Genomic DNA, 14,749 nt, shown 5'->3' on the forward strand with positions numbered 1-14,749 from the left:
GTCTTTATCTTTAGAAAACATAGATACGGTTAATTTGGTAGGTCTAATAATCTGACTATTATCTTTAGCGTGTATTAAGTTTTCACGATATAAAGATGTAATAAGACGTTGAGAAATTTTATCTCTACCTATTAAAATATATTGTTTAAAATGATTGATTAAATCAGGATAAAATTCATTTAAATATGTATAAACATCATATTCTTCATTAGTAAGTTGTAAGTTATGATTATTAATGGTTGTATTTTTATTCATATAACACCTCATCCACATTCTACAAAATTATAAATAGTTTGTATAATATCTAACTCTAAAATTAAACCTTTTTAAAAGATAGTTTAAATTTAAGACACAATATTTTAATAAATTCTAAGTTCATGTCATTGCTAGTAACCTTAATTAAATTTATAATTATTAAACTAGTTAAACTTAATTATGAAAACGAATGATAAGGCGGAGGATTTAAAAATGTTAAACGAGTGGAAGCATGCAGATCGAAATATGCAATATAGAGTAGTAAATGCTCTAATAAAGGAAAATATATGGACTCATTCAACTACCATTTTTAAAGAAAATCATTATATAACGATTGAGTTTGAACAAGTGCTTCTAAACGTTCATTATAAATACGAAAGTGCATTATCTCGATATGAATTTGATGGGCCGATAATATATATGAATCATCAACATAAAGAATCAGTGGATAGTCTAGAAAACCTATTAGGCATACTAGTAACAGACTTTCATATTGATATCCCATTCCATTTAAAAAGTGAACTTATTCATAGCAGAGATAGTTTCATTGAAGTATATAAAGAATTTGATACACGTCATGAGTATCTTCAAAGACATGATAAATATATAAATGACTCAGAACGTTTAAATTTTTTTACTTGGCTAGAAAAGTTGAAAAAAAATAATGATATAGATGACGTACTATATTCTGAAAGCTTAATATTTGAAGGTCATCCTACACATCCACTTACTAAAACAAAATTACCTTTATCAATGGAAGAAGTGAGAACCTATTCGCCAGAATTTGAAAAGATTATTAATTTGAAAGTGATGCTAATACATAATGAGTATGTAAATGTTACAACCATTCTTGATCATTCTCAGTTCATTTTAAATGAGGTTATTCCTGAATATCTTGATGAATTACATACATTCATGAATGATAGAGAACGTTTGCTTAAAGACTATAAAGTCATTTTAGTTCACCCATGGCAATATGAACATACTATTCGTAATAAATTTAAGGAGTGGCTACAAAATCACATTTTGATATCTACTCCATTTCATGTTCCATCTAAAGCAACATCTTCTTTTAGAACAATGTCGCTAATCAATCATCCTTATCATGTGAAATTACCAGTCAATGTTCAAGCTACTAGTGCAGTTAGGACAGTATCTCCAGAAACAACAATTGATGGACCCAAATTAAGTCAAGCATTACATCGTGAATTAAATCAGTATACACAATTAGATGTTGTACTTGAGCCCTATGGTTTATTTGCTAAAACAGATAGTGACGATGCTAGACAACTTGCTTGTATTATTCGTGAAAAGCCTTTTATAAAGAACGATGGTATTTTATTAGTTACAGGTGCATTAGTAAATAAAAATGTAGTAGATAATGAAATCACAGTAGATAGTTACCTTAAATGGATTAATGATGATATCAATCAACATACCATTCATCAGTTTATGCGAAATTATACTCGTCAGCTGGTAACACCTTTATTAGCTTTAATACAAGATTATGGTATAGCTTTAGAAGCACATATGCAAAATACACTAGTGCATTTAGGACCAAAGTATCAAATACAATTTATAGTGCGAGATCTCGGTGGCTCTCGAATAGATATTAAAACCCTAAGTCAAAGATTAAAGCATATAGAAGTGGAAAATAAAAGTTTACTTGCAGACTCAATTGAAGAAGTCATTATGAAATTTCAACACGCAGTCGTTCAAAATCAACTAGCAGAATTAATTTTTCATTTTAAAAAGTATGAATTTATAAAAGAAGAAGAACTTTTTAATATAATTCAAGAAGAAATAGAAGTAGCAATTAATGATACTAAGCCTCATGCAGATACATTAAGAAAAGTTTTATTTGGACCTACAATTACAGTAAAAGCATTGTTGAAAATGAGAATGAAAAAGAAAGTGAAAAAATATCTGAATATTAGTTTAGATAATCCAATAAAAAGAGAGGAGAATTAAGTGTCTCGTATTGTAATCAATTTATCAAAGATTGAATATAATGCACATGTATTAAAAATGTTGTTTGACAGCAAAAATATAGCCATGATACCTGTGATAAAAAGTATTGCTGGAGATGAACATATCATTAAACGATTAATGAAAGTAGGATTTAACTACTTTGCAGAATCTCGACTAGAAAATATTCCTCAGCAATTTACAAAAGATTGTCAATTTTTACTTTTGAGATCTCCTTTAAAGCATCAGTATGAAGATTTGATTAAAAAGAGTTACGTAAGTATTCAAACAGAAATGGCAACAATACATCAGTTAAATCATATTGCAAATGAAATGAGTAATCAACATCAAGTTATATTGATGGTCGATTGGAAAGATCAACGTGAAGGTGTATTACCTTATGATATAGTTGAATATATTCATGAAATAAAACTAATGAATAATATAAAACTTTTAGGTCTTGCATTTAATTTCATGTGTTTTAAGTCTAAAGCTCCAACATTAAATGATATCGACGAAATAAATCAATTTGTTCATCATGTACAATACGAAACAGGAGTATCATTTGAAGTTATTTCTGGAGGTAACTCAAGTATGCTTCCATTATTAAAACAATATGATTTAGGATGTATTAATGAGTTGAGAATAGGAGAAACATTATTTCGTGGTGTGGATACAACTACTAATCAAAATATACCCGAGTTATTTCAAAATGCAATATTACTTGAAGCGGAAATTATTGAAATTAAACCTAGGTATACGAAGACAAAAGAAAGTTACTTACAAGCTATTGTAGATGTGGGATATATTGATACTGTGATTGAAAAAATAAAACCACTCAATCATCGAATAGAAATTATGGGTGCTTCAAGTGATCATTTAATGATAGATTTAAAAGAAGAAATTAACTATAAAGTAGGAGATTGCATACCATTTTCATTAGAATACGAAGCGCTATCACAACTAATGTATCATCAGAGAATGGAAAAATATTATAGTGAAGAACATACTATTTCTCAACGTATTAACAATTTGAATCAATCAAAATATATCAACAACAAATAACGCATTATATAGAATCTGAGACATCAATAGTGTCTCAGATTTCTTTATGCGTTGGCGTTGGCAGTCAACGTTTTCGTGATGGGCCAACGAATTCAAAATAAATTCTGTGCCAATCTTTATTTTTATATTTTATTGACAATGATAATTGTTATCAATAAAATGAAGATATACCTCAATACATATTAAGGAGTGTCATCATGAAAAGAACAACAATTTTTGGAATTATTTCAATATTACTGATTTTAGTATTAACAACTGCATGTGGAAAGGTAAGTAACAATGGTTCAAATTCATCTAATCAAATTTCGTCATCTAAAGATATTATTGAGATTAAACATGATTTAGGAACAACTAAAGTACCTAAAGATGCTAAGAGAGTAGTAGCTTTAGAATTTTCATTTGTTGATGCATTAGTAGCTTTGGATGTTAAGCCTGTAGGAATAGCAGACGATAATAAAAAGAATAGAATAATTAAACCGTTAAGAGATAAAATTGGAAATTATACATCTGTTGGTACGCGTAAACAACCAAATTTAGAAGAAATAAGTAAATTAAAACCTGATTTAATTATTGCTGACAGTAATCGACATAAAGGAATTTATAAGGAATTAAGTAAAATTGCTCCAACAATAGAATTAAAAAGCTTCGACGGCGACTATAATGAAAATATCGGAGCGTTTAAAGTTATAGCTAAATCTCTTAATAAAGAGAAACAGGGTAAAAAACGTTTAGACGAACATAAGAAAAAAATAGCTCAATATAAACAAGAGATTCAATTTGATAAAAATGAAAAAGTACTTCCAGCTGTAGCTTCTAAGTCTGGGTTACTAGCGCATCCAAGTGAATCGTATGTGGGACAGTTATTAGGTGAATTAGGTTTTAAAGAAGCATTAAATAAAGATGTGACGAAAGGATTAAGTAAATATTTACAAGGACCTTATTTACAACTCAATTCAGAAACATTATCTGAAATCAATCCAGAACGCATGTTTATTATGACAAATGGTGCAAGTTCTAATGAACCTTCTTATCAAGAATTGAAAAAAGATCCTATTTGGAACAAACTTGATGCAGTTAAAAATCATAAAATAGATGTGGTTGATCGTGATACTTGGGCCCGCGCACGTGGTTTAATCTCTTCAGAAGAAATGGCTAAAGAAATCGTAGAAATCTCAAAAAAAGATAGAAATAAATAGGATGGATTGACAATGACTATACAAAAAAGTAATCGTCTTTCTGCTAATAAAAGATCAATCAAGAAGCGTATGACACTCACCTTTTCAGTGAGTGTTTGCCTTCTTGTTATTTTTGTTTATCTTAATTTAGCCACTGGAACTTTAAATATTCAAACTAAAGATATGTATCATTACTTTTTTACTTCAATTGAAAACAAGCAGACGTTTATCATTCAAAGTGTTAGAATGCCAAGGATGATTGTTGCCATACTTGTGGGAGGTGCCTTAGCTCTGGCTGGTTTACTCATGCAATCTATAACTAGAAATCCATTAGCATCTCCGCAAATATTTGGGGTAAATGCGGGTGCGTCATTTATTATCGTATTAGTGACAGTATTAATGCCTACGATGGGAAACTATGCAACCTATTTAGCGTTTATTGGGGCATTTATTGGTGGGTTAACTGTGTATTTATTATCTGGTTCTACGAAAAAAATAACACCAGTGAAATTAGCTTTAGCAGGAATGGCAGTACATTTGTTTTTTAGTAGTCTTACACAAGGTATTATTTTACTTAATGAAGATTCTAATTCTACTGTTATGTTTTGGTTAGTTGGCTCTTTAAATGGAATGAAATGGAAAGATGTAATGATAATTTGTCCTTGGATTCTTATGGGACTTATCATACTAATTGCATTTGCAAGACAACTTACAATAATGGAATTAGGTGATACACTAGCCAAAAGTTTAGGTCAAAAAACTGAAGTGATAAGAATCATTATCGGATTACTTGTTATTATATTTGCTGGGACATCTGTCTCTATTGTAGGACCTATTGGATTTATAGGATTAATCGTGCCACATATAGTAAAACGTTATGCACCGCATAATTACTTCATTTTAATTCCGTTAACATTTATAGTTGGCGCAAATTTATTGTTATTATCTGATACATTGAGTCGTTTAATTACATATCCCTATGAATCACCAGTTGGAATTGTTACTTCATTTATAGGAGCATTTTATTTCTTATTTATTACTTTAAGGAGAGTGAAACGAATATGACACACCACTCATTAGCTATTCGTTATGCACTTGTCGTTACGATATTAATCATAAGTATATTTATTAGCTTATGCGTCGGCGCAACAATGTATAATCCCGTTAAAGTAATAAATAGTTTATTGATACAAGATGATTTTATTCTAAATGAATATCGTATACCTAGAACACTTTTAGGATTAATAGTAGGAAGTAGTTTAGCTATTTCAGGAACAATCATACAAGGGGTAGTAAAAAATCCTCTCGCTTCTCCAGATGTTATTGGAATGACTAAAGGTGCAAGTTTAGCAGCGATTATAATTATTATGGTTTTTCCCAATGCTCCTTTAATCATTTTACCTATGGGTTCATTTGTTGGTGCATTAATAATCAGTTTAATTTTATCTTTTTTAATATCTCAATTTAATATTAAAGGATCTACCTTGGCATTAATTGGCTTAGCAATTGGTGCTATATGTACAGCAATTGTACAATTTTTACTAATACGAAATCCCATGGATGCAAATAATGCGCTTATATGGTTAACAGGTAGTCTTTATGGTCATACGATAGAAAATGTATATTCAATTTTACCTTGGTTTATTATTACGATTCCAATCGTCATTGCTTTAAGTCATCAACTCGATATCTTAAACCTAGGAGATTCAATAGCGATAGCATTAGGTACACGAATAAAACGTATTAAAATGATACTGTTGATTTTATCAGTGATGTTAGCAGGATCATCTATTTCAATAGTTGGAGGAATCAGTTTTCTTGGATTGATTGCGCCACACATAGCTCGAAAAATCGTCGGATATCGTCATGTTCACGTCGTAATGATGTCTGGTTTAATTGGAGCAATCCTCATTTTATTTAGTGATGGATTAGCAAGAGGTATTCATCCGCCACTTGATATACCAGTAGGCGTAGTTATTGCCATTGTTGGTGTTCCATACTTTTTATTGTTACTTAGAAGAATTTAAATATTAAAGAGTGAGATCGTATTCACAGTGAATACGATCTCACATTTTTTGTGAAATTTTAAACTTTTGTATATTGCAAGTTATTTGAAAATAAGATATAGTAAAGTACATATTGTTTATAAAAATACATATAAAGTTATATTTATATAATTAATAGGCGTTAATTTCGATGAAAATACAAAACAAATGAATAAATACAATTACCTATACAAATAGAAAGAAGGGTGAATATTGGAGAATTATAACAAACAGGAGAAAATAAAAGGAAGAATAAAATTTATATCGATGTCAATCATTGGTATTATTTTATTTTTAATACCCATTCCAATTGTACAAGATGGGGAGAAACAAACAACATTACCAGTGGCATTTTTGGCAAATTGGTTAAAAGATTTATTAGGACCTGCAATGTCAATTCTCATTATTACAATCATTACGTTATCGACTATTTTGACTATTTTATTTTCAACAATTTTAAAGGATAAAGTAAAACCAGGTGGTCTTATCGCGAATGCATTTCAAGTTGGCCCAGTGTGGATGATACTAAGAGTACTTGCAGTTGTATTTGCCTGGATGACTTATTTTAAAATTGGAAGTAAAGTGATCTATTCAGAAGATACGGGTGGATTAGTATTTAATGACTTATTACCTACATTAGTAGCAGTATTTCTTTTTGCTGCCTTATTTTTACCTTTATTAATGGAATACGGTTTATTAGAATTTTTAGGACCATTGTTTAGACCAATCATGAGACCATTATTTACTTTACCAGGACGATCAGCAGTTGATAATTTAGCCTCATTTATAGGAGATGGAACAGTAGGCGTGCTTATTACAAGTCGTCAATATGAAAAAGGTATTTATTCAAAAAGAGAATCAATAGTAATTTCTACAACTTTTAGTGTTGTATCGATCACATTTGCTATTGTTATTGCTCAAACTATTGGATTACAACAAAAGTTTTTTGTATTTTATTTAACAGTAATTGTTTCTTGCTTAGTTGCAGCGATGATCATGCCAAGAATATGGCCACTAAATCAAATTCCGGATGATTTTACGAAAGAAGTATCTGAAAGTACACGACTTGAAAAACTTCCAGAAGGAAAAACTGCATTAGCTCACGGTTTTGATGAAGCTACAATTGTAGGGCTAAAAGCACCAGGAGTTAAAGAATTTTTTAAAACGGGAATTAAAACGGTGATTGATATGTGGTTTGTTATTTTACCAGTAGTTATGAGTATAGGGACTATTGCTACGATAATAGCAAATTATACACCAGTATTTGAAATCATAGGAAAGCCATTTATTCCTATATTACAATTACTTCAAATTCCTGAAGCTGCAAAAGCATCCGAAACTTTACTTATTGGTTTTGCAGATATGTTTTTACCTTCTATCTTAATAGCGACGGTGCACAGTGAATTGACACGATTTGTGATTGGTGCTTTAAGTATATCTCAATTAATTTATCTATCTGAAGTGGGCGGTGTGATTTTAGGTTCTAAAATTCCGGTCAGTCTCGGAAAGTTATTTATGATATTTTTAATTAGAACTGCAATCACATTACCAATTATTGCTTTAATGGCACATTTATTACTATAAAAAAGAAGCAGGGTAAGGATTGATGAATGCAATTCCAATTCCTTCCTGCTTCTTTTTCTATTCTAAAGTTGATAGTACGTTTGCTTTTACAATTTCACTTGTTACTACTGGTGAATCTTCTGTTGAAGATTTTCCAGTATTTTTATGTGCTTCTTTAAACGCATCACTTTGGGTCCAAGCTTTGAAGTTTTCTTCATTGTCCCACCATGTATTAACATACATATCTTCAGCATCATTAGTATTGTCAATTTGCCAAACTTCAATTTTTCTGAAACCGTCTAGTTGTTCAATCTTACCACCTTTAGTGAAACGTGGTGCCATTTTTTCAGCAAATCCTTTTTTTACAGTAATACGATTTGTAACAACAAACATAGTCAGACCTCCTTGCTTATTTATTTTAATAATATACAAATTCAAAGATATATCAAATAAAACACATGTAATAAATAAGAAAAATAAACGTTTAAAGAAAGGTATCTATATACCGAAAATATGTTCGTATTTTAAGACTATTTATGTTAATATATCTTTAATAAAGGAGAAGATAAATGACAGGAAAAACGCATGTAGCTGCTGGTTTGCTTGTAGGAGCAATAACAGTTGACCATTATCATACAGATCTATTTTCTACTGTAACAGTAATTTGTTTAGCAATAGCAGGAAGTTTACTTCCAGATATTTGTCATACAAGAAGTAAGATTGGAAGACAATTTAAAATTCTTAGTTTGCTCGTTAGTACTATCTTTGGGCATCGAACATTTACGCATTCATTGTTATTCTTAGGTATGATAGGTTTTTTACTTATTTTAATTCAAACTCCGACTTATTATTTAGTTACTATTATCGGTGCAATGGCTTCTCATGTTATACTAGATATGTTGACACCTAGAGGGGTAAAGTTACTTTATCCAATACCTTTAGCGATTAAGTTTCCTTTTACTTTCAAAACTGGTGGTTTTTTAGATGCATCCTTATCAACAGCTTTTAGTATTGGAGCAATATACATAATATTTCAAGAGTTTATAAATGAAATTTTGAAATATGTGAGCCATTCATTGTCCGGATGATATCAATGAATATGATGGATCATCTTTCTTGTCTTAATATCAAATTTATAATTAATATGATAAATATATTTGAATGACACGAACTATCTATAAGGAGAGTTATAAATGCTAGATCAAAGTAAATTAGAAAAATACAATCAAGAACATTTAATTGAATATGAGAAAATGATGAGTAGTAATGAAAAAGAGCAATTAGATGAAAAAGTGAACTCATTAGATTTAGAATTTATTCAAGAACTTTATCAAAGTTTATATGTTAATCGTAAAACAATTACAGATGTTACTGCAGTTTCTGAAGTTGATTATAAAATTAAGGAAGCATTCACTGAACAAGATCGTGAATATTATGAACATAAAGGAATAGAAGCAATAAGAAATGGAGAATTTGCTGTTGTTCTTATGGCTGGTGGTCAAGGCACACGTTTAGGTTATAAGGGACCTAAAGGTTCTTTTGAAATTGAAGGTGTAAGCTTATTTGAACTTCAAGCAAGACAACTATTGCATCTAAAAAATGAAACAGGACATTGTATTAATTGGTATATTATGACTAGTGATTTTAATCATGAGGAAACATTACGTTACTTTGAAAACCATGATTATTTTGGTTATAACCCAGAACGTATTCACTTTTTTAAACAAGACAACATTGTGGCTCTAAGTGAAAATGGTAGACTGATTTTTAATGAAAAAGGCTATATTATGGAAACACCTAATGGTAATGGTGGGATATTTAAATCGCTAGAGCATAAAGGTTATTTAGATAAAATGGAGAAAGATGGCGTAAAGTTCATTTTCTTAAATAATATTGACAATGTGTTAGTAAAAGTTCTTGATCCAGTATTTGTAGGATTTACAGTAGTAAATGATAAAGATATCACATCTAAATCTATTCAACCTAAAAAGGGTGAAAGTGTTGGACGATTAGTTAGTAAAGATAATAAAGATACTGTACTTGAATATTCAGAACTTGATGAAAATGTAGCGAATACATTTGATAATGCAAATATTGGCATTCACGCATTTAAGTTATCATTTATAAATCAAGCGGTAAATAATGATTTACCATATCATTTAGCCATTAAAAAATTGAAACAACTGGATGATGACTTTGGTTTGATTGAAAAAACATCTTTAAAATTTGAACTATTTTATTTTGATATTTTCCGATATGCGAATAGTTTTATTACATTACAAGTTCCAAGAAAAGAAGAATTTTCACCCTTGAAAAATAAAGAGGGAAAAGACAGTGTAGAAACTGCAACTGATGATTTAAAACGAATGAATGTAATTTAAAGGATGGTGGAATACGATGTCTAAATCATCTCAGCATACAAAAGATAATGTAATTGAATCATTTAAAGACATCATTCCACTATCTTTTGGCGAGGAAATTGGTAATGCAACCTCACATGGTGTTGCTGCACTAATGACTTTATTTTTACTGCCTTATGCAGCAGTACATAGTTATAATGAGTATGGAACACTAAGTTCTATTAGTGTTTCTATCTTTGTTATTAGTATTTTCATGATGTTTATTTCCTCTACTGTATATCATTCAATGAAAAATAATACATCGCATAAGTATATATTAAGAATTATTGACCATAGTATGATATATGTAGCAATTTCTGGAACGTATACACCAGTCTTACTAACAGTTGTTGGAGGTTGGTTAGGATGGCTGGTCTTTTTGTTATTATGGGGAACAACAATATGGGGTATTCTATATAAGTCAATTTCAACTCATGTAAATCCCAAATTAAGCTTAATCGTATACTTAGTTATGGGATGGGTTGGCATTATATTTTTACCTGTGATTATTATTAGAACATCTTGGTTATTTATTTTATTTATCGTATTAGGTGGTCTTTCTTATACTATTGGAGCATGGTTTTATGCACAAAAAAACCGTCCATATTTTCATATGATATGGCATATTTTTATCGTTATCGCATCACTCTTTCATTTTATAGGAATCGTATATTTTATGTAGACCTAGCTGAAAGGTTATATCATTGAGAATAACTTAGTTTATTAAGTGCTTATTTAGAAACAGGACTATGAATTCAAAAAGAATTCTATCCTGTTTTTTTCTTTTTTTAATTATACATTAAAATTGTTTATGAATATAATTAAGTATATTCTATATTATGAACTTTTTAAATATATAGGAGGGCAAAGATGAAATTAAAATCAATAGGTATTGTGGTTACTTTGGTTTTAACAATGTTTATGGCAGCAATTGAAAGTTCAATTATTTCACTAGCATTGCCTACCATTCGTAAAGATTTGAATGCTGGTACAGCAGTGCCATTAGTCTTTACCGTTTATTTTATAGCACTTGTAGTAGCAAATCCTATTGTGGGTGAACTTCTCACAAGATTTAAGATTCTATATATAGCTGTAGTCGGCTTACTATTATTTGGTATTGGAAGTTTTATGTCAGGCATGAGTGAGACGTTTATAATGTTAATTATTTCAAGAGCCATCCAGGGACTTGGTGCAGGAGTTATGATGTCTTTGACTCAAATTGTACCAAAACTAGCATTTGAAATTCCGCTTCGTTACAAAATAATGGGCATCGTTGGAAGTGTCTGGGGAATTTCAAGTATTCTTGGACCGTTATTAGGTGGTGGAATATTAGAAGTTGCAACATGGCATTGGTTGTTTTATATCAATATACCAATAGCATTGATAGCTATTGTTTTAGCTTTTCTTACTTTTCATTTTCCAGAAGAAGCGGAAGTACAACATATACACTTTGATGTAAAAGGATTATCTTTGTTTTATATTTTTATTGGACTTCTTATGTTTAGTTTATTAAATAAAACAGGTGTTACTTTTAATATTATTGCATTAATACTAGCAATAGTTATATTATTCGTTTTATTCAAATATGAAAATAAAACAGATATGCCTTTTTTACCAATAAGTGAATTTAATAAATCAATTTCACTGGTATTTATAACTGATTTACTTATAGCAATATGTCTAATGGGGTATAACTTATATATACCTGTTTATTTACAAGATCATTTAAAATTATCTCCAATACAAAGTGGATTAGTGATATTTCCACTTTCTGTTGCATGGTTAGCTTTAAACTTCAACTTAGCTAAAGTAGAATCAAAATTTTCAAGAAAAAAACTATATATAGGAGCTTTCATATCATTAATTTTAAGTAATATGATTTTAGTATTTGGACTTCATATTCCTCTTATTATTGCGGGAGCTGTGATTCTTGCAGGATTGAGTTTTGGCTTTGTTTATACTAAAGACAGTGTTATTGTTCAAGAAGAAACAAGTCCTAAATATATGAAAAAAATGATGTCATTCTATGCATTAACTAAAAATTTAGGATCATCTATAGGATCTACATTGATGGGGTCATTATATGCACTTCAATTTGGTTTATTAGGAGGTAACTTCTATAATATATTAACTGTAATCACAATTGTTGCGCTTATATTAATTTTAATGTGGGTATTTTTATTTGAAGAGAATAAAGAAGGTATAAAATAATAATTTTAAGTTACTATATATAAATGATAAAGTGGCATTATAAAGTATGGATGAAAAGAGGAGGAAAGAGAGAAATGAAATTTTCTAATCAAAAATTTAATGGTATCTTTCCGACTCTTCTTATTCTTCTTATTTTTATTCTATCAGGTTGTATATTTTTAATATTTTTAGGATTTGGGTTATTTGGATTAAGTCGAATTCTTATTTTTTTAAAATTAGGATTCTTTACATATAATAAGGATTTATTCAGCAATTTAGTATATTACGGTAGCTATATAGTATTTGGATACTTTTTGCTATTCGCTATTGAGCATTTAATGGATTACTTTAGAAAGCAATTACCTAATAATCCATATTTTAATGGAACACTATTTCATTTAATTTCATATGTGATTACGACTATTCTATTCTATTTTGTTATTCATATTCATTACGTATATATTAAAATTGAATTTTGGGTTATTGCATTAATTATTGGAATACTATATTTATGTAAAATGATTTTTTATCCAGATAGCGAAGACTTGAATGATAAGAAGTAAACATAAGCTATAAATTCTTGATAAATTCAGCACAGTTTATAAGTAAATTTGTTAAAATGTAAATATAAAGAAACTTAAGGGGGATAATGAGTTGTTAACGGTAGAACAAGTAAAAAAAATAGTGGGAGACTTAAAAGACCCAATTATTAATGTGCCTTTAAAAGAAACAAAGGGAATTGTAGAAGTAAAAATAAAAGAAGAAATTCAACATGTAAGTGTTAAAGTTGCTATGGCTCAATTAGGAGGACAACCACAGCTTGATTTGCAAATGTCAGTGGTTAAAGCTTTAAAAGAAAACGGAGCAAATACAGTGGGCATTCGTTTTGAGGAACTACCTGCTGAAGTTGTGGAAAAATATACAGGAAAAGAAAAAGAGAAACCTAAGACAATTGAGGGATTATTATCACAGAATAATCCAGTGGAGTTTATTGCAATTGCTTCTGGTAAAGGTGGAGTAGGGAAATCAACTATAGCCGTAAACTTAGCAGTAGCATTAGCGAGAGAGGGTAAAAGAGTAGGTCTCATAGATGCTGACATTTATGGTTTTAGTGTTCCAGATATGATGGGGATAGATGAAAAGCCTGGTGTTCAAGGAAAAGAGATTATTCCTGTAGAACGTCATGGTGTTAAAGTGATTTCAATGGCATTTTTCGTTGAAGAAAATGCACCAGTTATTTGGCGTGGTCCTATGTTAGGAAAAATGTTGACGAATTTCTTTGTTGAAGTTAAATGGGGAGAATTAGATTACTTATTACTTGATTTACCTCCTGGAACAGGTGATGTAGCCCTTGACGTTCATTCAATGTTACCAAGTAGTAAAGAAATAATAGTAACCACACCACATCCAACAGCAGCATTTGTAGCAGCAAGAGCTGGAGCTATGGCTAAGCATACAGAGCATTCTATTTTAGGTGTTATTGAAAATATGAGTTATTTTGAAAGTAAAGAAACTGGAAAAAAAGAGTATGTATTTGGTAAAGGTGGCGGACGTAAACTTGCGGACGAGCTAAATACCCAATTGCTAGGAGAACTCCCTCTTGAACAACCTTCTTGGAATCCTAATGACTTTTCACCATCTATTTATCAAGAGGAAGATCGATTAGGAAAAATCTATAAAACAATTGCACAAAAAGTGATTGCTACAACAATAAAATAATAAATAAACATTAGTGTAAAAGTGCTCGAAAAAAATATCATTTCGAGCACTTTTGCTATTGCAAAATATAAAAATTCTGATAGAATATTTTTTTGTGAGCAAGTTAAAAGAATTGCTTAAAACAAAAATAAATTTTTCGAAATAATTTGTTGACACTAAATGAATTATTTGATAAGATATAAAAGTCGTTTTCAAGAAGTGTTAATACATTTTAAAAAATGTAAATTCAGTGTAAAATTTACCATTGCATAAATTTGAAAAACGATATAAAATATTAAAAGTAATCGAAATTAGTTGTTGACTTTCGAAATTGAAATTGATATAATTTAATAGATTACATTTTAAATGAACATTGAAAACTGAATGACAA

13 protein-coding genes and 1 pseudogene are annotated in these 14,749 nt (G+C 29.7%); 12 read left to right on the top strand and 2 right to left on the bottom strand.

From position 1 onward, the window contains the following. Window positions 1–255: pseudogene (locus tag HMPREF2930_RS08575) on the bottom strand (sialic acid synthase); the annotation flags it as partial. Between the two features lie 213 nt (window positions 256–468). Between HMPREF2930_RS08575 and HMPREF2930_RS08580 the strand changes: the two are divergent. From HMPREF2930_RS08580 to HMPREF2930_RS08605, 6 genes are all read left to right on the top strand, one after another. After that, complete coding sequence (locus HMPREF2930_RS08580) at window positions 469–2,226, top strand: IucA/IucC family protein (protein WP_070597372.1); 1,758 nt, start codon at window positions 469–471, stop codon at window positions 2,224–2,226. After that, entirely contained in the window at window positions 2,227–3,288 is a 1,062-nt protein-coding gene (locus tag HMPREF2930_RS08585) for an alanine racemase (RefSeq protein ID WP_017175374.1), read from the top strand. A gap of 197 nt (window positions 3,289–3,485) precedes the next feature. Further along, entirely contained in the window at window positions 3,486–4,484 is a 999-nt protein-coding gene (locus HMPREF2930_RS08590) for an ABC transporter substrate-binding protein (protein ID WP_017175373.1), read from the top strand. A gap of 12 nt (window positions 4,485–4,496) precedes the next feature. Continuing rightward, window positions 4,497–5,528 carry a FecCD family ABC transporter permease gene (locus HMPREF2930_RS08595; RefSeq protein ID WP_017175372.1) on the top strand — a complete coding sequence of 344 codons (1,032 nt, stop codon included), beginning with the start codon at window positions 4,497–4,499 and terminating at the stop codon, window positions 5,526–5,528. After that, a complete protein-coding gene (locus HMPREF2930_RS08600) occupies window positions 5,525–6,490 on the top strand; it encodes a FecCD family ABC transporter permease (protein ID WP_017175371.1) in 966 nt (321 codons plus the stop codon). Before HMPREF2930_RS08595 ends, HMPREF2930_RS08600 begins: the two co-directional genes overlap by 4 nt. 285 nt (window positions 6,491–6,775) lie before the next feature. Continuing rightward, entirely contained in the window at window positions 6,776–8,092 is a 1,317-nt protein-coding gene (locus tag HMPREF2930_RS08605) for a YjiH family protein (protein WP_017175370.1), read from the top strand. A gap of 57 nt (window positions 8,093–8,149) precedes the next feature. Here HMPREF2930_RS08605 and HMPREF2930_RS08610 read toward each other — a convergent pair whose 3' ends face one another. Then, window positions 8,150–8,464 carry a heme oxygenase gene (locus HMPREF2930_RS08610; protein ID WP_019835203.1) on the bottom strand — a complete coding sequence of 105 codons (315 nt, stop codon included), beginning with the start codon at window positions 8,462–8,464 and terminating at the stop codon, window positions 8,150–8,152. A 176-nt stretch (window positions 8,465–8,640) separates the two neighbouring features. Here HMPREF2930_RS08610 and HMPREF2930_RS08615 point away from each other — a divergent pair, with 176 nt between their 5' ends. The 6 genes from HMPREF2930_RS08615 to HMPREF2930_RS08640 all read left to right on the top strand — a co-directional run bounded on the left by HMPREF2930_RS08615 (window position 8,641) and on the right by HMPREF2930_RS08640 (window position 14,379). After that, window positions 8,641–9,159: a metal-dependent hydrolase gene (locus HMPREF2930_RS08615; protein ID WP_017175369.1), complete on the top strand. Its 519-nt coding sequence runs from the start codon at window positions 8,641–8,643 to the stop codon at window positions 9,157–9,159. A gap of 105 nt (window positions 9,160–9,264) precedes the next feature. After that, window positions 9,265–10,452 (top strand): UTP--glucose-1-phosphate uridylyltransferase, encoded by a 1,188-nt coding sequence (locus HMPREF2930_RS08620; protein WP_017175368.1) that lies wholly within the window; start codon window positions 9,265–9,267, stop codon window positions 10,450–10,452. Between the two features lie 16 nt (window positions 10,453–10,468). Continuing rightward, a complete protein-coding gene (locus HMPREF2930_RS08625; protein WP_017175367.1) occupies window positions 10,469–11,152 on the top strand; it encodes a PAQR family membrane homeostasis protein TrhA in 684 nt (227 codons plus the stop codon). A 188-nt stretch (window positions 11,153–11,340) separates the two neighbouring features. Then, the gene (sdrM, locus tag HMPREF2930_RS08630) at window positions 11,341–12,681 is read left to right on the top strand and encodes a multidrug efflux MFS transporter SdrM (protein WP_017175366.1); all 1,341 of its coding nucleotides are present in this window, start codon (window positions 11,341–11,343) and stop codon (window positions 12,679–12,681) included. Window positions 12,682–12,755: 74 nt separating this feature from the next. Further along, window positions 12,756–13,223, top strand: a complete 468-nt coding sequence (locus HMPREF2930_RS08635) for a SepA family multidrug efflux transporter (protein ID WP_017175365.1) — start codon at window positions 12,756–12,758, stop codon at window positions 13,221–13,223. Between the two features lie 91 nt (window positions 13,224–13,314). Beyond that, on the top strand, window positions 13,315–14,379 hold the full coding sequence (locus HMPREF2930_RS08640; RefSeq protein ID WP_017175364.1) for an Mrp/NBP35 family ATP-binding protein: 1,065 nt from the start codon (window positions 13,315–13,317) through the stop codon (window positions 14,377–14,379). The last annotated feature ends 370 nt before the right edge of the window (window positions 14,380–14,749 follow it).

Origin of the sequence: Staphylococcus sp. HMSC068C09, assembly GCF_001813735.1 — a bacterium.
Classification (GTDB): Bacteria; Bacillota; Bacilli; order Staphylococcales; family Staphylococcaceae; genus Staphylococcus; species Staphylococcus hominis.

Bases quoted from the DNA above. Each gene is read 5' to 3' on its own strand.
- HMPREF2930_RS08590 (WP_017175373.1), top strand. From the start codon at position 3,486: ATGAAAAGAACAACAATTTTTGGAATTATTTCAATATTACTGATTTTA.
- HMPREF2930_RS08580 (WP_070597372.1), top strand. From the start codon at position 469: ATGTTAAACGAGTGGAAGCATGCAGATCGAAATATGCAATATAGAGTA.
- sdrM (WP_017175366.1), top strand. From the start codon at position 11,341: ATGAAATTAAAATCAATAGGTATTGTGGTTACTTTGGTTTTAACAATG.
- HMPREF2930_RS08635 (WP_017175365.1), top strand. From the start codon at position 12,756: ATGAAATTTTCTAATCAAAAATTTAATGGTATCTTTCCGACTCTTCTT.
- HMPREF2930_RS08625 (WP_017175367.1), top strand. From the start codon at position 10,469: ATGTCTAAATCATCTCAGCATACAAAAGATAATGTAATTGAATCATTT.
- HMPREF2930_RS08600 (WP_017175371.1), top strand. From the start codon at position 5,525: ATGACACACCACTCATTAGCTATTCGTTATGCACTTGTCGTTACGATA.
- HMPREF2930_RS08610 (WP_019835203.1), bottom strand. From the start codon at position 8,464: ATGTTTGTTGTTACAAATCGTATTACTGTAAAAAAAGGATTTGCTGAA.
- HMPREF2930_RS08620 (WP_017175368.1), top strand. From the start codon at position 9,265: ATGCTAGATCAAAGTAAATTAGAAAAATACAATCAAGAACATTTAATT.
- HMPREF2930_RS08615 (WP_017175369.1), top strand. From the start codon at position 8,641: ATGACAGGAAAAACGCATGTAGCTGCTGGTTTGCTTGTAGGAGCAATA.
- HMPREF2930_RS08595 (WP_017175372.1), top strand. From the start codon at position 4,497: ATGACTATACAAAAAAGTAATCGTCTTTCTGCTAATAAAAGATCAATC.
- HMPREF2930_RS08605 (WP_017175370.1), top strand. From the start codon at position 6,776: ATGTCAATCATTGGTATTATTTTATTTTTAATACCCATTCCAATTGTA.